This is a genomic window from Mammaliicoccus sp. F-M27 (assembly GCF_022387115.1).
GTDB lineage: Bacteria > Bacillota > Bacilli > Staphylococcales > Staphylococcaceae > Mammaliicoccus > Mammaliicoccus vitulinus.
This window is the reverse complement of record NZ_JAJNIE010000006.1, coordinates 19481-37952: the sequence shown is the minus strand read 5'-3', so window position 1 is coordinate 37952 and position 18472 is coordinate 19481. Positions and strand designations below refer to the sequence as shown.

Below are 18472 nucleotides of genomic sequence, written 5' to 3'. Positions count from 1 at the left end.
AGGAGGTGCGACTTTCGATGACCAAAGGAATCTTAGGAAGAAAAATTGGAATGACTCAAGTATTCGCAGAAAACGGTGAATTAATACCGGTAACTGTAGTAGAAGCTAGTCAAAACGTAGTATTACAAACTAAAACTGAAGAAGTAGACGGCTACAACGCTGTTCAAATCGGTTTTGAAGACAAAAAAGCATATAAAAAAGATCGTAAATCTAATAAATATGCAACTAAAGCTGCTGAAGGACATGCTAAAAAAGCAGGCTCAGCACCTAAGCGCTTCACTCGTGAATTCAGAAACGTTGACGTTTCAGCATACGAGGCAGGTCAAGAAGTCACTGTAGATACTTTCCAAGCAGGAGACATTATTGATGCAACAGGCGTTTCTAAAGGTAAAGGTTTCCAAGGCTCAATTAAACGTCACGGTTTCTCTCGTGGACCAATGAGTCACGGTTCTCGTTACCATAGAGGTTCTGGTTCAATGGGTATGGCTTCAGATGCTTCTAAAGTATTTAAAGGTAAAGAATTACCAGGCCGCATGGGTGGAAATACAGTTACAATGCAAAACTTAGAAGTAGTTAAAGTTGATGCAGAACATAACGTAATTTTAGTTAAAGGTAACGTACCAGGCCCTAAAAAAGGTTTAGTAAAACTTACAACTTCAATAAAACAAGGTAATAAATAATTATTAATGTGAAAGGAGGAAACAACATTATGGCTAATATTGATGTATTAAAAGTAGATGGTTCAAAATCAGGAACTATCGAATTAAATGAAAGTGTATTTGGTATCGAACCAAACCAACACGTTTTATTTGAAGCAGTCAACTTACAACGTGCTTCATTACGCCAAGGTACTCATGCAGTTAAAAATCGTTCAGCAGTTCGTGGTGGTGGACGTAAACCTTGGAAACAAAAAGGTACAGGTCGTGCTCGTCAAGGTACAATCCGTGCGCCACAATGGCGTGGTGGTGGTATCGTATTCGGTCCTACACCAAGAAGTTATTCTTACAAAATGCCTAAGAAAATGCGTCGTTTAGCATTACGTTCAGCATTATCAGCTAAAGTAAGTGATAACGAATTAGCAGTTTTAGAAGCTTTCAATTTTGAAACTCCTAAAACAAAAGAATTTAAAAATGTAATGAGCAATTTAGAACTTTCTAAAAAAGTATTATTCATCGTTGATAAAGTTGAAAGCAATGTTGAATTATCAGCTCGTAACATTCCAGGTGTTAAAGTTATTGACGCACACAGTTTAAATGTATTAGATATCTTAGATTCTAGTAAAGTCGTAATAACTAAAGCAGCAGTGGATAAAGTAGAGGAGGTGCTCGCATAATGGAAGCAAGAGATGTTATTAAGCGCCCCGTAATCACAGAAAAATCTTCATCAGGTATGGCTTTAAATAAACACACATTTGATGTAGATACACGTGCTAATAAAACACAAGTGAAAATCGCAATCGAAGAAATTTTCGACGTAAAAGTAGACACTGTAAATATCATGAACGTTAAAGCGAAAGCTAAACGTGTTGGTCGTCACAGTGGTTTCACTAACAAACGTCGTAAAGCAATCGTAACTCTAAAAGAAGGTTCTTCAATAGACCTATTTAACTAAAACAATTACCACTAAGGAGGTAAAACGACAATGGCTCTTAAAAAGTATAAGCCAATTACAAATGGTCGTCGTAATATGACATCTTCAGATTTCGCTGAGATTACATCAACGACTCCTGAAAAGTCACTATTACAACCGCTTCCGAGAAAAGCGGGACGTAACAACCAAGGTAAATTGACAGTTCGTCACAGAGGTGGCGGTCATAAACGTCAATACCGTGTAATTGATTTCAAACGTAACAAAGATGGAATTCCAGCTAAAGTAGCAACTATAGAATATGATCCAAACCGCTCAGCTAATATTGCATTAGTTGTATATGCAGATGGCGAAAAAAAATATATCATTGCTCCTAAAGGCTTAAAAGTAGGACAACAAATTTTCAATGGTTCAGATGCAGATATCAAAGTTGGTAATGCATTAGCTCTAACTGATATTCCAGTTGGTACTACAATTCACAATATCGAATTAAAACCAGGTAAAGGTGGACAATTAGTTCGTTCTGCTGGTACAAGTGCTCAAGTACTTGGTAAAGAAGGTAAATACGTATTAGTTCGTCTTAAATCAGGTGAAGTTCGTATGATCTTAGCTACTTGCCGTGCTACAATCGGTCAAGTTGGTAATGAACAACACGAATTAATCACAATTGGTAAAGCTGGTCGTTCTAGATGGATGGGTAAACGTCCTACAGTTCGTGGTTCTGTAATGAACCCTAACGATCACCCACACGGTGGTGGTGAAGGTCGTACACCAATCGGTCTTAAATCACCAATGTCTCCATGGGGCAAACCAACACTTGGTAAGAAAACTCGTAAACAAAGCCAACGTTCATCTAAATTTATCGTTCGTGGTCGTAAGAAAAAATAATAATACCTTATTTACGTGTGCGGCTTAGATGCCGCGCGCTATAAATAAGAAGGGAGGCGCCATAATGGCTAGAAGTCTTAAAAAAGGACCTTTCGTTGATGATCATTTAATGAAAAAAGTTGAATCTCAAAACGAAGGTGAAAAAAAATCAGTTATTAAAACATGGTCTCGTCGTTCAACAGTATTTCCTAACTTTATCGGACATACAATAGCAGTATATGATGGCCGTAAACATGTTCCAGTTTTCATTACTGAAGATATGGTTGGACATAAATTAGGAGAGTTTGCACCGACACGTACTTATAAAGGTCATGCTGCAGACGACAAGAAGACTAAACGCTAATTTCTAAAAAGAGGAGGAAGTCACAATGGAAGCAAAAGCGGTTGCTAGAACAATAAGAATCGCACCTCGTAAAGTGAGATTAGTTTTAGATCTTATTAGAGGTAAAGAAGTGGCAGATGCGATTGCCATCTTAAAATTAACTAACAAAGCAACATCACCTGTAGTTGAAAAATTATTAATGTCAGCATTAGCAAATGCAGAACATAATTATGATTTAAATCCTGACACATTAGTTATAAAAGAAGCTTACGCTAATGAAGGACCTACATTAAAACGTTTCCGTCCACGTGCACAAGGTCGTGCAAGTGCGATTAACAAACGTACTAGCCACATTACACTAGTAGTTGGCGAAAAAGAATCTAAAGAAGAAGTTAAAGAAGCATAATTAACTAAATCATTAAGGAGGGAATATAGTGGGTCAAAAAATTAATCCAATCGGACTTCGTGTCGGTGTAATTCGTGACTGGGAAGCAAAGTGGTACGCAGGTAAAGACTTCGCAACACTTTTACATGAAGACTTAAAAGTTCGTAAATATATAGCAGAAGCATTAAAAGAAGCTTCAGTTTCAAGTGTTGAAATTGAACGTGCAGCAAACCGCATCAACATTGCAATCCACACTGGTAAGCCAGGTATGGTTATTGGTAAAGGCGGTTCTGAAATAGAAAAATTACGTAACAAATTAAACGCATTGACTAACAAAAAAGTACACATTAACGTTATCGAAATCAAAAAAGTTGATTTAGATGCAACATTGGTAGCAAGTAACATTGCTCGTCAATTAGAAAACCGTGTTTCTTTCCGTCGTGCTCAAAAACAAGCTATCCAACGCGCAATGAAATTGGGAGCTAAAGGTATCAAAACACAAGTATCTGGTCGTTTAGGTGGCGCAGATATCGCTCGTGCAGAACAATATTCAGAAGGAACTGTTCCACTTCATACACTACGTGCAGATATTGATTTCGCACATGAAGAAGCCGATACTACTTACGGTAAATTAGGTGTAAAAGTATGGATCTACCGTGGAGAAGTTCTTCCTACAAAGAAGTCTAGTGAAGGAGGAAAATAATAATGTTATTACCAAAGCGTGTTAAATTCCGTCGTCAACATCGTCCTAAAACAACTGGTCGTTCAAAAGGCGGAAATGAAGTAACATTTGGTGAGTATGGTTTACAAGCACAAACAGCAGCTTGGATTACATCTCGTCAAATAGAATCAGCTCGTATCGCAATGACACGTTATATGAAACGTGGCGGAAAAGTATGGATCAAAATATTCCCACATACACCATATACTAAAAAACCTTTAGAAGTACGTATGGGTTCAGGTAAAGGTGCAGTTGAAGGTTGGGTAGCAGTAGTAAAACCAGGACGTATCTTGTTCGAGATCGCAGGTGTTCAAGAAGAAGTAGCCCGCGAAGCATTACGTCTTGCTGCACACAAACTTCCAGTTAAATCTAAGTTTGTAAAACGTGAAGAATTGGGTGGTGACACAAATGAAAGCTAAGGATATCAGAAATTTAACCACTACTGAACTTGAAAAAGAAATCAAAGAAGCTAAAGAACAATTATTCAACTTACGCTTTCAGTTAGCAACTGGTCAACTTGAAGAGACTGCTAACATTCGAAAAGTTAGAAAAACGATTGCTCGTCTTAAAACAATCGTTCGCGAAAGAGAAATCGAAGAAGAGAAAGCAGCAGATAATAAATAATCAAGTAGAGGAGGTTCATTACTGTGAGTGAAAGAAATGACCGCAAAGTTTACGTTGGTAAAGTAGTTTCAGATAAAATGGATAAAACTATTACAGTAGTTGTAGAAACTTACAAAACTCATAAATTATATGGTAAACGTGTAAAATATTCAAAAAAATATAAAACTCATGATGAAAATAATTCAGCAAAAATGGGCGATATCGTTAAGATTGCAGAAACACGTCCTTTATCATCAACTAAGCGTTTCCGTCTAGTTGAAATTGTTGAAGAATCAGTAATTATTTAATAGAAGTATAAAGATAAGGGAGGTCAAACAAAGATGATCCAACAAGAAACACGCTTAAAAGTAGCAGATAACTCTGGTGCTCGTGAAGTATTAACAATCAAAGTTTTAGGCGGATCTGGTCGTAAGACAGCTAACATTGGTGATGTTATCGTCGTTACTGTTAAAAATGCTACACCAGGTGGCGTTGTTAAAAAAGGTGAAGTTGTTAAAGCTGTTGTTGTACGTACTAAATCAGGTGTACGTCGTGAAGATGGCTCTTACATCAAATTTGACGAAAATGCATGTGTAATCATCCGTGATGACAAAGGTCCACGTGGTACACGTATATTCGGTCCTGTAGCGCGCGAATTACGTGAAGGTAACTTCATGAAGATCGTTTCTCTAGCGCCAGAGGTACTTTAATCTATAATGATAAAAAACAAAATTCCTAAGGAGGTGCCTACACATGCACGTACGTAAAGGTGACAACGTAATCGTTATCTCAGGTAAAGATAAAGGTAAAACTGGTAAAGTTTTAGAAGCATTACCTAAGAAAGAACGCGTAGTTGTAGAAGGTGTCAACATTATTAAAAAACACCAAAAACCAACTCAGTTCAATCCAGAAGGTGGTATCTTAGAAACAGAAGGTACTATCCACGTATCAAACGTTCAATTACTTGATCCTAAGACAAATGAACCAACTCGTGTTGGATTTAAAGTAGTAGATGGTAAAAAAGTTCGTATCGCTAAAAAATCTGGCGAAGAAATTAAATCATCACAAGAATAATTATTAAGTGAAAGGAGGATCCACTTTGACACGTTTAAAAGAAAAGTTTAATAATGAAATTTCTACTGAGTTAGTTAAGAAATTTAACTATGATTCAGTTATGCAAGTACCAAAAATCGAAAAAATAGTTGTAAACATGGGTATCGGTGATGCAGTTCAAAACTCTAAAGTTTTAGATTCTGCTGTTGAAGAACTTCAAACAATCACTGGTCAAAAACCATTAGTAACTAAAGCTAAAAAATCAATTGCGACTTTCCGTCTTCGTGAAGGAATGCCTATCGGTGCAAAAGTTACATTACGTGGAGAAAGAATGTATGAATTCTTTGATAAATTAATCTCAGTTTCATTACCACGTGTACGTGACTTCCGAGGTATCTCTAAAAAAGCATTCGACGGTCGTGGGAATTACACTTTAGGTGTTAAGGAACAATTAATTTTCCCTGAAATCGATTATGACAAAGTAAGTAAAGTACGAGGAATGGATATCGTTATCGTTACAACTGCTAACACTGACGAGGAAGCTCGTGAATTGTTATCACAATTCGGTATGCCATTTCAAAAGTAATCTCTAATTATAAAGGAGGCTAATTAAGTGGCTAAAAAATCAATGATCGCTAAACAACAACGTCAACAAAAATTCGGAGTTCGTGAATACACTCGTTGTGAACGTTGTGGACGTCCACACTCAGTATACCGTAAATTCAAACTTTGCCGTATTTGTTTCCGTGAACTAGCATACAAAGGCCAAATCCCTGGCGTACGTAAAGCTAGCTGGTAAACTCAAAAGAATGAAAGGAGGAAACACAAATGACAATGTCAGATCCAATTGCAGATATGTTAACTCGCGTGCGTAACGCTAACATGGTTCGCCACGAAAAATTAGAGTTACCTGCATCAAACATTAAAAAAGAAATCGCTGAAATCCTTAAAAAAGAAGGATTCGTAAAAAGCGTAGAATTTATCGAAGATGATAAGCAAGGTGTAATCCGTATGTTCCTTAAATATGGTCAAAACAACGAGCGAGTTATCACAGGTTTAAAACGTATTTCTAAACCAGGTTTACGTGTTTATGCTAAAGCTGACGAACTTCCAAAAGTTCTTAACGGTTTAGGTGTTGCACTTGTTTCTACATCTGAAGGTGTTTTAACTGATAAAGATGCTAGACAACGTGGAATCGGTGGAGAAGTATTAGCTTATATCTGGTAATTATAAAATTATAAGGAGGTGCCCACATAATGAGCCGTGTTGGTAAGAAAATAATTGAGATTCCTGCAGACGTTACTGTTACTATCGAAGGTAACGTAATCACTGTTAAAGGATCAAAAGGTGAATTAACTAGTACATTTAACGAAGAAATGACATATAAACAAGAGGACAACAGCTTAGAAGTTGTACGTCCATCTGACTCTAAAGAGCACAAAACTGTACATGGTACAACTCGTGCATTGATCGCTAACATGATCGAAGGTGTATCTAAAGGATTCGAGAAAAACTTAGAACTTATTGGTGTTGGTTACCGTGCCCAAATGCAAGGTAAAAATATCATCTTAAACGTTGGTTATTCTCATCCTGTAGAAATCCATGCTGAAGATGAAATCACATTATCAGTAGAGAAAAACACTAAAGTTAAAGTAGAAGGTATTTCTAAAGAACGTGTTGGTGCTATCGCATCTTACATCCGTTCAATCCGTCCACCAGAACCTTATAAAGGTAAAGGTATTCGTTACGAAGGCGAACATGTTCGTCGTAAAGAAGGTAAAACTGGTAAGTAATCATTAACATAAGAAAGGAGCACTAACATGATCGCTAAAATCGACAAAAATAAAGTTCGTTTGAAAAGACATGCTCGCGTACGTGCTAAATTAGCTGGAACAAGCGAAAAACCACGTTTAAATGTATATCGTTCAAACAAACATATTTATGCTCAAATTATTGATGACTTAAACGGTGTAACAATCGCTCAAGCATCAAGTTTAGATAAAGAATTAAACCTAGAGCAATCAGGTAATGTAGAAGCAGCAGCTAAAGTTGGCGAATTCGTTGCAAAACGCGCGTCTGAAAAAGGCGTTGAAGCTGTAGTATTTGACCGTGGGGGATATTTATACCACGGACGTATCAAAGCATTAGCTGATTCAGCTCGTGAAAACGGACTTCAATTTTAATTTAAAGGAGGGACACTCATGCGTCGTAAAGAACAAGAAGTTAAAGAATTTGAAGAGCGCGTAGTTACGATTAACCGTGTAGCTAAAGTAGTTAAAGGTGGTCGTCGTTTCCGTTTTACAGCTTTAGTAGTTGTTGGAGATAAAAATGGTCGCGTAGGTTTCGGTACTGGTAAAGCACAAGAGGTACCAGAAGCAATTAAAAAAGCAGTGGAAGATGCTAAGAAAGATTTAGTAACTGTTCCACGTGTTCAAGGAACTACTCCTCACCAAGTTATTGGACGTTTTGGTGCAGGTCGTGTTTTAATTAAACCAGCAGCACCTGGTACAGGTGTTATTGCAGGTGGACCAGTTCGTGCGGTATTAGAACTTGCTGGTATCACTGATATCTTAAGTAAATCATTAGGTTCTAACACACCAATCAATATGGTTCGTGCTACAATTGAAGGACTTAAAGAACTTAAAAATGCCGAACAAGTAGCTAGTCTACGCGGTAAATCAGTAGAAGAATTATTAAATTAAGGAGGGAACAAACACTATGGCTAAATTAGAAATCACCCTCACTCGTAGCGTTATTGGTCGTCCTGAAACACAACGCAAGACAGTTCAAGCGCTAGGACTTAAAAAAACAAATTCAACTGCAATAGTTGAAGATAATCCTGCTACTCGTGGGCAAATCGATAAAGTAAGTCACTTAGTAAAAGTTACTGAAAAATAAATTCATCATAAGTATTAAGGAGGTGCCAAAATGAAATTACATGAGTTGAAACCAGTTAAAGGTGCTCGTAAAGAACGTAACCGTGTTGGTCGTGGTATGGCTACAGGTAATGGTAAAACAAGTGGTCGTGGTACTAAAGGACAAAAAGCACGTTCAGGTGGCGGTGTTCGTTTAGGTTTCGAAGGTGGTCAATTACCATTATTCCGTCGTTTACCAAAACGTGGATTCTCTAACATCAACCGTAAAGAATATGCAATTGTTAATCTTGATCAATTAAATCGTTTCGAAGATGGAACAGAAATTACTCCTGCGTTATTAGTAGAATCAGGTGTTGTTAAATCTGAAAAATCAGGCGTTAAAGTTTTAGGAAACGGTTCATTAGAAAAAAAATTAACAATAAAAGCTCATAAATTCTCAGCTTCAGCAATTGAAGCAATCGAAGGTAAGGGCGGAACGCATGAGGTGATCTAATGTTTGAAACGATCGTTAGTTTTTTAAAGACTAAAGATATTCGTAACAAGATATTATTCACACTAGCAATGCTCGTTATATTTAAAGTTGGAACTTACATTCCAGCTCCTGGTGTTAATCCAGATGCATTTAATCAAAATAAAGGTTCTCAAGGTATTACTGATTTGTTCAATACATTCGGTGGTGGTGCCTTGCAGAACTTCTCAATTTTAGCAATGGGTATTATGCCTTATATTACTGCTTCAATCGTAATGCAATTATTACAAATGGATGTTGTACCTAAATTTACTGAATGGGCTAAACAAGGTGAAGTTGGACGTAAAAAGATTAATCAATTTACGCGTTACTTCACAATTGTTCTAGCGTTTGTTCAAGGCTTAGGTATGTCTTATTCATTTAATAATATGCTGGGCGGTAATTTGATTGAAAATACTTCAACGTTAAATTACTTGTTAATCGCACTTGTTTTAACTGCAGGAACAGCTTTCTTAATGTGGTTAGGTGAGCAGATAACTCAATTCGGTGTTGGTAATGGTATTTCTATTATTATCTTCGCTGGTATATTATCTTCAATACCAAACTCATTAATTCAGTTTTACCAGCAAAGTTTTGTTGGTGCAGATGATACAACTATGGCTTGGTTAAAAGCGATTGGCTTATTTGTTGGAATGATTTTACTAACAGTTGGTGCAGTTTATGTACTTCAAGCTATTCGTAAAATTCCTATTCAATATGCTAAGCGTCAACAACAAGGTACTGGTATTTCGTTATCTGCAAACGCAACATATTTACCTTTAAAAGTTAATGCAGCTGGTGTAATTCCTGTAATATTTGCGATGGCATTTTTCATGCTTCCGAAGACACTAACGTTGTTCTTCCCTGATCAAGATTGGGCGCAAACTGTTACAACTTACGCTGATCCATCTCATAATATAGGTATGATTGTTTATGTTATATTAATTATAGCGTTCGCATACTTTTATGCATTTGTTCAGGTTAATCCTGAAAAAATGGCAGAAAACTTACAAAAACAAGGTAGTTATGTTCCAGGTATTAGACCTGGAGAACAAACTAAAAAATACATCACTAGAGTGCTCTATCGTTTAACGTTTGTTGGTTCAATCTTCTTAGCTTTAATATCTATTGTTCCAATATTAGCTATTAAGTTAATGAGTTTACCTCAAGCTATACAAGTTGGTGGTACAAGCTTACTAATCGTTATCGGTGTTGCAATAGAAACAATGAAAACTTTAGAAGCTCAACTCAATCAACGAGAATATAGAGGCTTTAGAAGACGATAAGCAAGTAGGAGGGTTTTTATGAACATCATTTTAATGGGTTTACCTGGAGCAGGTAAAGGAACTCAAGCGAGTGAAATTGTTAAGAAATACCCTATTCCTCATATCTCAACTGGTGATATGTTCCGTAAAGCGATCAAAGAAGAGACTGACCTTGGTAAAGAGGCTAAATCTCACATGGATCGTGGGGAACTTGTACCAGATGAAGTGACTATAGGTATCGTTAGAGAAAGACTAGCTGAAGAAGATGCAAGAAAAGGATTCTTGCTAGATGGTTTTCCTCGTACAGTTGAACAAGCTGATGCATTAAATGAAATTTTAAGTGAATTAGAACGCAAAGTAGATGCTGTTATCAACATCGAAGTTGCAGAAGAAGAACTTATGAATCGTTTAACAGGCAGACGTATTTGTGAAGAATGTGGTACAGCTTATCATTTAGTATTCAATCCACCAAAAGTTGATGGTGTTTGTGATCTTGACGGCGGTAAATTATATCAACGTGAAGATGACAATCCTGAAACAGTAGCAAATCGTTTAAGTGTTAATGTTAAACAAACAAAACCACTTTTAGATTTCTATGAAAATCAAGGTGTCCTTAAAAACATCGATGGTTCTCGACAAATTGATAATGTTACTGAAGATGTTATTCAAATTCTTGAATTATTATAGTAATGACGCTTTCACCCCGAATTCGCCTAACTTTAGGTGATTCTTGAACGCGTGAATGCGTTCAATTTTGAAGAATCAAGATAGTATTTAGGTTTTTGAAATACAATCGGAGTGATTACGAGAAGCGATAAGTATTTGAAGTGTTGTCGAATGCAAATCTTAAGTATTAAATCATCCCAATTTTATAAACCTGTGCTTATTCTATGTGATTTGATCACCTAAAGTATGTCTCTAATTTTGGACCAGGTTTTAAAACATGAAATACATTTGTATTTCACGAGAATGAAAAGAAAAAGGGGGAAATGATCATGGCTAAACAAGATGTAATCGAATTAGAAGGTACTGTATTAGATACTTTACCTAACGCTATGTTTAAAGTAGAATTAGAAAATGGACATGAAATTTTAGCACACGTTAGTGGTAAAATCCGTATGAACTATATTAGAATTCTACCTGGCGACAAAGTAACAGTTGAAATGTCTCCGTATGACCTAACACGCGGAAGAATCACTTATCGTTATAAATAATCGTCACTCCAAATACAAGGAGGTATACAAAGATGAAAGTAAGACCATCAGTAAAACCAATTTGCGAAAAATGTAAAGTTGTTCGTCGTAAAGGTAAAGTAATGGTGATTTGTGAAAATCCAAAACACAAACAAAAACAAGGCTAATAAAGAGAGGTGTAATTAAATGGCTCGTATTGCAGGTATAGATGTACCACGTGAGAAACGCGTAGTAATTTCGTTAACTTACGTATATGGTATCGGAAAAACAACAGCTCAAAAAATTATTAAAGAAGCAAACGTATCAGAAAGCACACGTGTTCGTGATTTAACTGATGACGAATTAGGTCGTATCCGTGAAGTTGTAGATGGTTACAAAGTTGAAGGTGACCTTCGTCGTGAAAGAAACTTAAACATTAAACGTTTAATGGAAATCTCTTCATACCGTGGAATTCGCCACCGTCGTGGATTACCAGTTCGTGGTCAAAACACTAAGAACAATGCGCGTACGCGTAAAGGACCAGTTAAAACAGTAGCGAACAAGAAAAAATAATAAGTAAAGGAGGCACATATAAATGGCACGTAAACAAGTATCTCGTAAACGTAAAGTGAAAAAGAATATTGAGAGTGGTATAGCTCACATTCGCTCAACATTCAACAATACAATCGTAACGATCACTGATGATTTCGGTAATGCATTATCATGGTCTTCAGCAGGTGCGTTAGGATTTAAAGGTTCAAAAAAATCAACTCCATTCGCAGCTCAAATGGCTTCAGAAACAGCTTCAAAAACTGCTATGGAACATGGTTTGAAAGCTGTAGAAGTTACAGTAAAAGGTCCTGGTCCAGGTCGTGAATCAGCGATCCGTGCGTTACAATCTGCTGGTTTAGAAATCACAGCTATTAGAGACGTAACACCAGTTCCTCATAATGGATGTCGTCCACCAAAACGTCGTCGCGTATAATTTTTGTTAGTTCTTATGTTCAAGAATCACTGGATAGAAATTAATAAAGTTTAATCGACGTTTATAAGGAGGATATATTTAAATGATTGAAATCGAAAAACCTAGAATTGAAACAATTGAAGTTAGTGATGATTCTACATTCGGTAAGTTCGTTGTTGAACCGCTAGAACGTGGTTATGGTACAACACTAGGCAACTCCTTACGTCGTATCCTATTATCTTCATTACCAGGTGCGGCAGTTAAAAATATCGAAATTGAAGGTGTTCTTCACGAATTTTCAGCAGTTGAAAATGTAGTTGAGGATGTTACAACTATCATTATGAACATCAAGAAATTGGCTCTTAAAATATATTCAGAAGAAGACAAAACACTTGAAATCGATATTAATGATGAGGGTGAAGTTACTGCGAAAGATATCATGCATGACAGTGATGTTGAAATATTAAATCCAGATTTAAAAATTGCAACAGTTTCTAAAGGTGGACACCTTAAGATGCGCTTAATTGCTAATAAAGGTCGCGGTTATGCTTTAGCTGAAGTAAACAACACAAGTGATTTGCCAATTGGTGTTATTCCAATCGATTCACTTTATTCTCCAGTAAATCGTGTTAACTATACAGTTGAAAATACTCGTGTAGGGCAAAGTAGTGATTATGATAAATTAACACTTGATGTTTGGACAGATGGTTCTTTATCTCCTCAAGAAGCAGTTTCTTTAGGTGCTAAGATCATGACTGAACACTTAAACATTTTTGTTAATTTAACTGATGAAGCACAACATGCTGAAATCATGATTGAAAAAGAAGAAGATCAAAAAGAAAAAGTACTTGAAATGTCTATTGAAGAATTAGATTTATCAGTACGTTCTTATAACTGTCTAAAACGTGCAGGAATTAATTCTGTACAAGAATTAGCAGACAAATCTGAGGCAGATATGATGAAAGTTAGAAACTTAGGTCGTAAGTCTCTTGAAGAAGTTAAATATAAATTAGAAGATCTTGGTCTTGGTTTAAGAAAAGAAGACTAATAAAGGAGGTTAATTCATGGGTTACAGAAAATTAGGTCGTACTTCTGATCAACGTAAAGCAATGTTACGTGACTTAGCTACTCAACTTATCGTTTCTGAACGCATTGAGACTACAGAATCTCGTGCTAAAGAACTACGTAAAGTTGTCGACAACTTGATTACTTTAGGTAAAAAAGGTGACTTAGCTTCACGTCGTAGAGCTGGTGAAACGTTGCGCGATGTTAAAATCTTAGAAGATGACAAAACAATTACTGCATTACAAAAATTATTCAATGATGTTGCGCCACGCTATGAAGAGCGTCAAGGTGGATATACTCGTATCATGAAAGTTGGTCCACGTCGCGGTGACGGTGCTGAATCAGTAATTATTGAATTAGTATAATTTACTCTTTATTGGAGTGACGAAAGTCACTTCAATCATTCTTTATAAATACAATTTATTTAACACACACAAAGCAAATGAGTGCAATGATAATGTTTACCCACACATAGATATTGTCTAGCTCAGAGTACTCCACCACATTTGAATGACTTATAGCGTGAACTCGTCTATGGTGGAGTGCGCGCTTTTTTATTTTGAAATCCGTTTATACGGATTTTTTTTATGTGCAAATTTATCTATAATAACGCATCGGACTTTTAAAGCAATTAATGATTACAATTTCTTATCTATACTGTAAAATGAAGTAGTAATTAACTTGTTGAAGGATGAATTTAAATGGTGCAGGAAAAAATAATTAGGTTCTCTAACGTTACATTTAAATATGATGAAAATGAACCAGCTGCATTACACGATGTTTCATTTAGCATCCAAAAAGGTAAGTGGACGTCAATTGTAGGGCATAATGGTTCAGGAAAGTCTACAATTGCCAAATTATTAATGGGAATTAATCAAAAATATGATGGTAATATTCAAGTAGGTGACTTAACGCTTTCTGAGAAAACAATTGAAGAAGCACGAAAGCATATAGGTATTGTTTTTCAAAATCCAGATAATCAGTTTATTGGTTCTACTGTAGAATATGACGTTGCTTTCGGCATGGAAAATCAAAGTGTTGCGTATAGTGTTATGCATGATATAGTGGATCAAGTATTGAATGAAGTTGGTATGTCTGATATGAAATCATTTGAGCCGAGCCATTTGTCTGGTGGTCAAAAACAACGTGTAGCAATTGCTGGTATTTTAGCAATGTCTCCGGATGTTATGGTTTTGGATGAAGCAACAGCCATGTTGGATCCTGAAGGTAAAGAAAGCATCATGAATTTAATTAAATCTATTCAGGAAGAACATCATTTAACCGTGATTTCTATTACGCATGATTTAGAAGAAGCAATCAACGCTGATGACATGATCGTCATGAATAAAGGTGAAGTTTATAAACAAGATGTACCTAAAGAAATATTTAAAGAAGGTGCATATTTGAATGAAATAGGATTAGACTTACCTTTCTCAATGAGAATGAATTATTTGTTATATAACAACTACGAATTTACTACTTTCGAACAGTTGGTGAATCGCCTATGAAAATAATCTTTGATCACGTAACTTATGATTATAGTATAAAAACGCCTTATCAATATAGGGCTTTAAATGAAATTTCGACTACGTTCAACGAATCTAAATTTTATGCAATAGTTGGGCAAACAGGTTCAGGTAAATCTACATTGATCCAACATTTAAATGCGATTTTAAAACCTACTGAAGGACAAATCACAATTGATGATACAGTCATTACTAAAAAGACAAAGTCCAAAAAACTTGCTCCAGTTCGTAAAAAGGTTGGTATCGTATTTCAATTTGCTGAGCATCAATTATTTGAAGATACAGTAGAAAAAGATATTATATTCGGTCCGCTTAATTACGGAATGGAAAAAGCAGCAGCCATTCATAAAGCAGAAGAATTAATAGATTTACTTGGTATGGAGCGAAGTATATTAAAGAGATCACCTTTTGAGCTCTCAGGAGGCCAAAAGCGAAGAATAGCAATCGCTGGTGTGTTAGCTATGGAACCAGAGATACTTGTCCTTGACGAGCCTACAGTTGGCTTAGACCCTAGAGGACAACATGACATGATGGAATTGTTTAATGAAATACATCAAACATTAGGCATTACGATTATTTTAATCTCACATCAAATGGATATTGTACTTAAGTATGCTGATGAAGTGAAAGTGATTAAAGCTGGTGAAATCGTAGCAGAAAATCAACCTGTTAATATATTCACTAATCAAGAACTTCTTAATCAAACACACTTGCAAGCACCTAAGATTATTCAACTACAACGAGCTGTAGAAACTAAATACAATATGAAATTTGATCAAGTTGCAACTTGTGAAGAGATGTTTAAAGATATGTATGAAAAGCAGGTGAAACGTCATGACTGATAAAATGATAATTGGACGTTATATACCTGGTAATACAATTATTCATAGCTTAGACTCTAGGATGAAAATGATATATGTATTTTTATTTATGATTTTAATCTTCATTTGTAACACATGGTCTTCATATGCATTTATGCTTTTAACTGTATTAGTCATTATGTATTTAGCGAAAATAAGATTTTGGTTTCTTATTAAAGGTCTTACGCCTGTTATGCTTTTATTCATCTTTACGTTCGTCATGCATTTAATTGTGACTAAAGGTGGACCAGTTGTATTAGACTTAAAGTTATTTACGATTGAACAGAACGGAATACAACAAGGTGCGTTTATTGTATTAAGACTTGTGTTGTTAGTGATGATATCGACCATTATGACTTTAACAACAAGTCCTATAAGTTTAACGGATGCTATAGAATCTATGTTAAGACCGCTCAAGAAAATCAAGTTTCCAGTGCATGAATTAGCAATGATGATGTCAATTTCATTAAGGTTTATTCCTACATTAATGGATGAACTAGATAGAATTATTAAAGCTCAAACTTCAAGAGGATCAGATGTAACAGCAGGGAGTATATTTAATAGGTTAAAAGCCATTATCCCATTATTAATACCTATGTTTATTTCTGCCTTTAAGAGAGCGGATGACTTGGCAGTAGCCATGGAATCTAGAGGTTATAATGCATCGAATCAACGAACGACTTATCGTAAGTTAAAATGGAAATTTAAAGATAGCCTCGCATTAGCGACTATCCTTATAATAGCCATAATATTATATTTATTAAGGAATTGAGGTACAGACTTTGAGGATGTTAGTTAAAATTTCATATCACGGTGGAAAGTTCATGGGATTTCAAGTTCAACATCATGAACGTACTGTGCAATATGAATTTGAAAGAATTCTAAAAAGAATGCATCAGACATTTGTTAGAATAAACCCTTCAAGTAGGACAGATAAAGGTGTCCATGCAATAGAACAGTGCTTTCATTTTGATACACATTTAAATATCCCACCAGATAAATGGAAGTACATTTTTAATTCTGCATTACCTAAAGATATATATGTACAAAGTGTCGAACAAATCAGTGACGATTTCCATTGTAGATATGATTGTGTAGGTAAGAAATACCGTTATAAAGTCTATATAGACGAAGAAAGACATATTTTTGAACATGATACAAAAGTTCAACAGAAGAAACCAGTAGATATCAAAAAGATGAATGAAACCGCACAACACTTTTTAGGCACACATGATTTTACAAGTTTTTGTTCACAAAAAACAGAAATACAAAATAAAATTCGTACAATCTATCAAAGTGAAGTAAATGAAACAGAAGATGGATTTGAATTTGTCGTAACAGGATCAGGATTTCTTTATAATATGGTTCGAGTTATGGTCGCTTATTTAATACTTGTCGGAGAAGGTAAGAGAAGCGGTGAAGAAATTCATACGCTGCTTGAAGAGAGAGATAGAAAGAAAATACCATTTACTGCACCAGCACATGGATTGTATTTAGAAAAAGTATATTTAGACAAACAAGAGCTAGTCAACGAATTCGGAACAAATATCGAAATATATAATAAAAATTCAACAGAAAATGTTTGAAATCAATTGACAAAATGATAAATAAATTATATTATAGTTAACGGTATTGTTTTATATCCACCACCACGATAAGCCCCGGAATCTTATTGTGTTTTAAGATATATAAGCAGGAATCAGATAACGGAATTTAAGATGTATTTATTTCCTTGGTACAGGTTAATACATACATCTTAACCAAGAACTTTTTTAAATTTTAGGAGGACTCTATAATGCGTCAAACATTTATGGCTAATGAAGCAAACATCGATCGCAAATGGTATGTTGTTGATGCTGAAGGACAAACGTTAGGTCGTTTATCATCAGAAATCGCAACAATCTTACGCGGTAAACATAAAGTAACTTATACACCACACGTTGATACAGGAGATAACGTTATTATTATTAACGCTGAAAAAATCTACTTATCAGGTAACAAAGAACAAGATAAAATTTACTACCGTCACTCAAATCACCCAGGTGGAATCAAATCAGTTTCTGCTGGTGAATTAAAAGAGAAAAACCCAGTTCGTTTATTAGAAACATCTATCAAAGGTATGTTACCTAAAAATAAACTTGGTGAAAAACAAGGTAAAAAATTATTCGTATATGCTGGTGCAGAGCATCCACATGCTGCACAACAACCTGAAAACTACGAGTTACGTGGTTAATTAAGAGGAGGATACTACATTGGCACAAGTTGAATATCAAGGCACAGGTCGTCGTAAAAATTCAGTAGCACGTGTACGTTTAGTACCTGGTGAAGGTAACGTAACAATCAATGATCGTGACGTACGTGACTACTTACCATTTGAATCATTAATTTTAGATTTAAATCAACCATTTGATGTAACTGAAACAAAAGGAAACTATGATGTTTTAGTAAACGTTCATGGTGGAGGTTTCACAGGACAAGCACAAGCTATCCGTCACGGAATTGCACGTGCATTGTTAGAAGCAGATCCAGAATACCGTGGATCATTAAAACGCGCTGGATTACTTACTCGTGACCCACGTATGAAAGAACGTAAAAAACCTGGTCTTAAAGGTGCTCGTCGTTCACCACAATTCTCAAAACGTTAATTGCAAGTTATATCAACGTTTACAGCACTTCT

34 protein-coding genes are annotated in these 18472 nt (G+C 35.6%); all 34 read left to right on the top strand.

From position 1 onward, the window contains the following. Window positions 1-17: 17 nt before the first annotated feature. The 34 genes from rplC (at window position 18) to rpsI (ending at window position 18440) form a co-directional block, all read left to right on the top strand. The gene (rplC, locus tag LQ598_RS07645; protein WP_016911092.1) at window positions 18-680 is read left to right on the top strand and encodes a 50S ribosomal protein L3; all 663 of its coding nucleotides are present in this window, start codon (window positions 18-20) and stop codon (window positions 678-680) included. A 29-nt stretch (window positions 681-709) separates the two neighbouring features. Beyond that, entirely contained in the window at window positions 710-1333 is a 624-nt protein-coding gene (gene rplD, locus LQ598_RS07640; protein WP_016911093.1) for a 50S ribosomal protein L4, read from the top strand. Further along, window positions 1333-1611 (top strand): 50S ribosomal protein L23, encoded by a 279-nt coding sequence (rplW, locus tag LQ598_RS07635; RefSeq protein WP_016911094.1) that lies wholly within the window; start codon window positions 1333-1335, stop codon window positions 1609-1611. The genes rplD and rplW overlap by 1 nt, the downstream gene beginning before the upstream one ends. 30 nt (window positions 1612-1641) lie before the next feature. Then, complete coding sequence (gene rplB / locus LQ598_RS07630) at window positions 1642-2475, top strand: 50S ribosomal protein L2 (RefSeq protein WP_016911095.1); 834 nt, start codon at window positions 1642-1644, stop codon at window positions 2473-2475. Between the two features lie 64 nt (window positions 2476-2539). Further along, window positions 2540-2818: a 30S ribosomal protein S19 gene (gene rpsS, locus LQ598_RS07625; protein WP_016911096.1), complete on the top strand. Its 279-nt coding sequence runs from the start codon at window positions 2540-2542 to the stop codon at window positions 2816-2818. A 25-nt stretch (window positions 2819-2843) separates the two neighbouring features. Beyond that, a complete protein-coding gene (gene rplV, locus LQ598_RS07620; RefSeq protein WP_016911097.1) occupies window positions 2844-3203 on the top strand; it encodes a 50S ribosomal protein L22 in 360 nt (119 codons plus the stop codon). Between the two features lie 28 nt (window positions 3204-3231). Further along, window positions 3232-3885 carry a 30S ribosomal protein S3 gene (gene rpsC, locus LQ598_RS07615; protein WP_016911098.1) on the top strand — a complete coding sequence of 218 codons (654 nt, stop codon included), beginning with the start codon at window positions 3232-3234 and terminating at the stop codon, window positions 3883-3885. A gap of 2 nt (window positions 3886-3887) precedes the next feature. Then, window positions 3888-4322: a 50S ribosomal protein L16 gene (gene rplP, locus LQ598_RS07610; RefSeq protein ID WP_016911099.1), complete on the top strand. Its 435-nt coding sequence runs from the start codon at window positions 3888-3890 to the stop codon at window positions 4320-4322. After that, the gene (gene rpmC, locus LQ598_RS07605) at window positions 4312-4527 is read left to right on the top strand and encodes a 50S ribosomal protein L29 (protein ID WP_016911100.1); all 216 of its coding nucleotides are present in this window, start codon (window positions 4312-4314) and stop codon (window positions 4525-4527) included. The genes rplP and rpmC overlap by 11 nt, the downstream gene beginning before the upstream one ends. 23 nt (window positions 4528-4550) lie before the next feature. Then, entirely contained in the window at window positions 4551-4814 is a 264-nt protein-coding gene (gene rpsQ, locus LQ598_RS07600; protein ID WP_016911101.1) for a 30S ribosomal protein S17, read from the top strand. Between the two features lie 33 nt (window positions 4815-4847). Continuing rightward, complete coding sequence (gene rplN, locus LQ598_RS07595; RefSeq protein WP_016911102.1) at window positions 4848-5216, top strand: 50S ribosomal protein L14; 369 nt, start codon at window positions 4848-4850, stop codon at window positions 5214-5216. Between the two features lie 43 nt (window positions 5217-5259). Further along, the gene (gene rplX / locus LQ598_RS07590; RefSeq protein WP_016911103.1) at window positions 5260-5580 is read left to right on the top strand and encodes a 50S ribosomal protein L24; all 321 of its coding nucleotides are present in this window, start codon (window positions 5260-5262) and stop codon (window positions 5578-5580) included. Window positions 5581-5605: 25 nt separating this feature from the next. Further along, complete coding sequence (gene rplE / locus LQ598_RS07585; RefSeq protein ID WP_016911104.1) at window positions 5606-6145, top strand: 50S ribosomal protein L5; 540 nt, start codon at window positions 5606-5608, stop codon at window positions 6143-6145. A 27-nt stretch (window positions 6146-6172) separates the two neighbouring features. Beyond that, window positions 6173-6358 carry a type Z 30S ribosomal protein S14 gene (locus LQ598_RS07580; protein ID WP_016911105.1) on the top strand — a complete coding sequence of 62 codons (186 nt, stop codon included), beginning with the start codon at window positions 6173-6175 and terminating at the stop codon, window positions 6356-6358. 29 nt (window positions 6359-6387) lie between these two features. Further along, window positions 6388-6786 carry a 30S ribosomal protein S8 gene (rpsH, locus tag LQ598_RS07575; RefSeq protein WP_016911106.1) on the top strand — a complete coding sequence of 133 codons (399 nt, stop codon included), beginning with the start codon at window positions 6388-6390 and terminating at the stop codon, window positions 6784-6786. A 29-nt stretch (window positions 6787-6815) separates the two neighbouring features. After that, window positions 6816-7352 carry a 50S ribosomal protein L6 gene (rplF, locus tag LQ598_RS07570; protein WP_016911107.1) on the top strand — a complete coding sequence of 179 codons (537 nt, stop codon included), beginning with the start codon at window positions 6816-6818 and terminating at the stop codon, window positions 7350-7352. Between the two features lie 27 nt (window positions 7353-7379). Further along, the gene (gene rplR / locus LQ598_RS07565; RefSeq protein ID WP_016911108.1) at window positions 7380-7742 is read left to right on the top strand and encodes a 50S ribosomal protein L18; all 363 of its coding nucleotides are present in this window, start codon (window positions 7380-7382) and stop codon (window positions 7740-7742) included. Window positions 7743-7760: 18 nt separating this feature from the next. Then, window positions 7761-8261, top strand: a complete 501-nt coding sequence (rpsE, locus tag LQ598_RS07560; protein WP_016911109.1) for a 30S ribosomal protein S5 — start codon at window positions 7761-7763, stop codon at window positions 8259-8261. Between the two features lie 16 nt (window positions 8262-8277). Then, a complete protein-coding gene (gene rpmD, locus LQ598_RS07555; RefSeq protein ID WP_016911110.1) occupies window positions 8278-8457 on the top strand; it encodes a 50S ribosomal protein L30 in 180 nt (59 codons plus the stop codon). Window positions 8458-8487: 30 nt separating this feature from the next. Beyond that, window positions 8488-8928 (top strand): 50S ribosomal protein L15, encoded by a 441-nt coding sequence (gene rplO, locus LQ598_RS07550; RefSeq protein ID WP_016911111.1) that lies wholly within the window; start codon window positions 8488-8490, stop codon window positions 8926-8928. Then, complete coding sequence (gene secY, locus LQ598_RS07545; RefSeq protein ID WP_107559066.1) at window positions 8928-10229, top strand: preprotein translocase subunit SecY; 1302 nt, start codon at window positions 8928-8930, stop codon at window positions 10227-10229. The genes rplO and secY overlap by 1 nt, the downstream gene beginning before the upstream one ends. 18 nt (window positions 10230-10247) lie before the next feature. Continuing rightward, window positions 10248-10895: an adenylate kinase gene (locus LQ598_RS07540; protein WP_239745402.1), complete on the top strand. Its 648-nt coding sequence runs from the start codon at window positions 10248-10250 to the stop codon at window positions 10893-10895. A 308-nt stretch (window positions 10896-11203) separates the two neighbouring features. Further along, window positions 11204-11422, top strand: a complete 219-nt coding sequence (gene infA, locus LQ598_RS07535) for a translation initiation factor IF-1 (RefSeq protein ID WP_001118443.1) — start codon at window positions 11204-11206, stop codon at window positions 11420-11422. Between the two features lie 32 nt (window positions 11423-11454). Beyond that, window positions 11455-11568 carry a 50S ribosomal protein L36 gene (rpmJ, locus tag LQ598_RS07530; protein WP_016911114.1) on the top strand — a complete coding sequence of 38 codons (114 nt, stop codon included), beginning with the start codon at window positions 11455-11457 and terminating at the stop codon, window positions 11566-11568. A 19-nt stretch (window positions 11569-11587) separates the two neighbouring features. Continuing rightward, window positions 11588-11953 carry a 30S ribosomal protein S13 gene (gene rpsM, locus LQ598_RS07525; RefSeq protein ID WP_016911115.1) on the top strand — a complete coding sequence of 122 codons (366 nt, stop codon included), beginning with the start codon at window positions 11588-11590 and terminating at the stop codon, window positions 11951-11953. 22 nt (window positions 11954-11975) lie between these two features. Further along, window positions 11976-12365 carry a 30S ribosomal protein S11 gene (rpsK, locus tag LQ598_RS07520; RefSeq protein ID WP_016911116.1) on the top strand — a complete coding sequence of 130 codons (390 nt, stop codon included), beginning with the start codon at window positions 11976-11978 and terminating at the stop codon, window positions 12363-12365. Between the two features lie 82 nt (window positions 12366-12447). Next, on the top strand, window positions 12448-13392 hold the full coding sequence (locus LQ598_RS07515) for a DNA-directed RNA polymerase subunit alpha (protein WP_016911117.1): 945 nt from the start codon (window positions 12448-12450) through the stop codon (window positions 13390-13392). Between the two features lie 16 nt (window positions 13393-13408). Continuing rightward, the gene (rplQ, locus tag LQ598_RS07510) at window positions 13409-13774 is read left to right on the top strand and encodes a 50S ribosomal protein L17 (RefSeq protein WP_016911118.1); all 366 of its coding nucleotides are present in this window, start codon (window positions 13409-13411) and stop codon (window positions 13772-13774) included. A 336-nt stretch (window positions 13775-14110) separates the two neighbouring features. Beyond that, window positions 14111-14917, top strand: coding sequence for an energy-coupling factor transporter ATPase (locus LQ598_RS07505; protein ID WP_103322224.1), 807 nt, complete (start codon window positions 14111-14113; stop codon window positions 14915-14917). Further along, window positions 14914-15777, top strand: coding sequence for an energy-coupling factor transporter ATPase (locus LQ598_RS07500; RefSeq protein ID WP_192977794.1), 864 nt, complete (start codon window positions 14914-14916; stop codon window positions 15775-15777). The genes LQ598_RS07505 and LQ598_RS07500 overlap by 4 nt, the downstream gene beginning before the upstream one ends. After that, window positions 15770-16567 carry an energy-coupling factor transporter transmembrane component T family protein gene (locus LQ598_RS07495; protein ID WP_239745400.1) on the top strand — a complete coding sequence of 266 codons (798 nt, stop codon included), beginning with the start codon at window positions 15770-15772 and terminating at the stop codon, window positions 16565-16567. Before LQ598_RS07500 ends, LQ598_RS07495 begins: the two co-directional genes overlap by 8 nt. 10 nt (window positions 16568-16577) lie before the next feature. Continuing rightward, window positions 16578-17381: a tRNA pseudouridine(38-40) synthase TruA gene (gene truA / locus LQ598_RS07490; protein ID WP_192977795.1), complete on the top strand. Its 804-nt coding sequence runs from the start codon at window positions 16578-16580 to the stop codon at window positions 17379-17381. Between the two features lie 209 nt (window positions 17382-17590). Next, a complete protein-coding gene (gene rplM, locus LQ598_RS07485) occupies window positions 17591-18028 on the top strand; it encodes a 50S ribosomal protein L13 (protein ID WP_016911123.1) in 438 nt (145 codons plus the stop codon). A gap of 19 nt (window positions 18029-18047) precedes the next feature. Next, window positions 18048-18440, top strand: coding sequence for a 30S ribosomal protein S9 (gene rpsI / locus LQ598_RS07480; protein ID WP_016911124.1), 393 nt, complete (start codon window positions 18048-18050; stop codon window positions 18438-18440). Window positions 18441-18472 lie beyond the last annotated feature (32 nt).

Coding starts and splice junctions, on each gene's coding strand:
- rplC (WP_016911092.1), top strand. CDS start 18: ATGACCAAAGGAATCTTAGGAAGAAAAATTGGAATGACTCAAGTATTC.
- rplD (WP_016911093.1), top strand. CDS start 710: ATGGCTAATATTGATGTATTAAAAGTAGATGGTTCAAAATCAGGAACT.
- rplW (WP_016911094.1), top strand. CDS start 1,333: ATGGAAGCAAGAGATGTTATTAAGCGCCCCGTAATCACAGAAAAATCT.
- rplB (WP_016911095.1), top strand. CDS start 1,642: ATGGCTCTTAAAAAGTATAAGCCAATTACAAATGGTCGTCGTAATATG.
- rpsS (WP_016911096.1), top strand. CDS start 2,540: ATGGCTAGAAGTCTTAAAAAAGGACCTTTCGTTGATGATCATTTAATG.
- rplV (WP_016911097.1), top strand. CDS start 2,844: ATGGAAGCAAAAGCGGTTGCTAGAACAATAAGAATCGCACCTCGTAAA.
- rplP (WP_016911099.1), top strand. CDS start 3,888: ATGTTATTACCAAAGCGTGTTAAATTCCGTCGTCAACATCGTCCTAAA.
- rpmC (WP_016911100.1), top strand. CDS start 4,312: ATGAAAGCTAAGGATATCAGAAATTTAACCACTACTGAACTTGAAAAA.
- rplN (WP_016911102.1), top strand. CDS start 4,848: ATGATCCAACAAGAAACACGCTTAAAAGTAGCAGATAACTCTGGTGCT.
- rplX (WP_016911103.1), top strand. CDS start 5,260: ATGCACGTACGTAAAGGTGACAACGTAATCGTTATCTCAGGTAAAGAT.
- rpsH (WP_016911106.1), top strand. CDS start 6,388: ATGACAATGTCAGATCCAATTGCAGATATGTTAACTCGCGTGCGTAAC.
- rplF (WP_016911107.1), top strand. CDS start 6,816: ATGAGCCGTGTTGGTAAGAAAATAATTGAGATTCCTGCAGACGTTACT.
- rplR (WP_016911108.1), top strand. CDS start 7,380: ATGATCGCTAAAATCGACAAAAATAAAGTTCGTTTGAAAAGACATGCT.
- rpsE (WP_016911109.1), top strand. CDS start 7,761: ATGCGTCGTAAAGAACAAGAAGTTAAAGAATTTGAAGAGCGCGTAGTT.
- rpmD (WP_016911110.1), top strand. CDS start 8,278: ATGGCTAAATTAGAAATCACCCTCACTCGTAGCGTTATTGGTCGTCCT.
- rplO (WP_016911111.1), top strand. CDS start 8,488: ATGAAATTACATGAGTTGAAACCAGTTAAAGGTGCTCGTAAAGAACGT.
- secY (WP_107559066.1), top strand. CDS start 8,928: ATGTTTGAAACGATCGTTAGTTTTTTAAAGACTAAAGATATTCGTAAC.
- LQ598_RS07540 (WP_239745402.1), top strand. CDS start 10,248: ATGAACATCATTTTAATGGGTTTACCTGGAGCAGGTAAAGGAACTCAA.
- infA (WP_001118443.1), top strand. CDS start 11,204: ATGGCTAAACAAGATGTAATCGAATTAGAAGGTACTGTATTAGATACT.
- rpmJ (WP_016911114.1), top strand. CDS start 11,455: ATGAAAGTAAGACCATCAGTAAAACCAATTTGCGAAAAATGTAAAGTT.
- rpsM (WP_016911115.1), top strand. CDS start 11,588: ATGGCTCGTATTGCAGGTATAGATGTACCACGTGAGAAACGCGTAGTA.
- rpsK (WP_016911116.1), top strand. CDS start 11,976: ATGGCACGTAAACAAGTATCTCGTAAACGTAAAGTGAAAAAGAATATT.
- LQ598_RS07515 (WP_016911117.1), top strand. CDS start 12,448: ATGATTGAAATCGAAAAACCTAGAATTGAAACAATTGAAGTTAGTGAT.
- rplQ (WP_016911118.1), top strand. CDS start 13,409: ATGGGTTACAGAAAATTAGGTCGTACTTCTGATCAACGTAAAGCAATG.
- LQ598_RS07505 (WP_103322224.1), top strand. CDS start 14,111: ATGGTGCAGGAAAAAATAATTAGGTTCTCTAACGTTACATTTAAATAT.
- LQ598_RS07500 (WP_192977794.1), top strand. CDS start 14,914: ATGAAAATAATCTTTGATCACGTAACTTATGATTATAGTATAAAAACG.
- LQ598_RS07495 (WP_239745400.1), top strand. CDS start 15,770: ATGACTGATAAAATGATAATTGGACGTTATATACCTGGTAATACAATT.
- rplM (WP_016911123.1), top strand. CDS start 17,591: ATGCGTCAAACATTTATGGCTAATGAAGCAAACATCGATCGCAAATGG.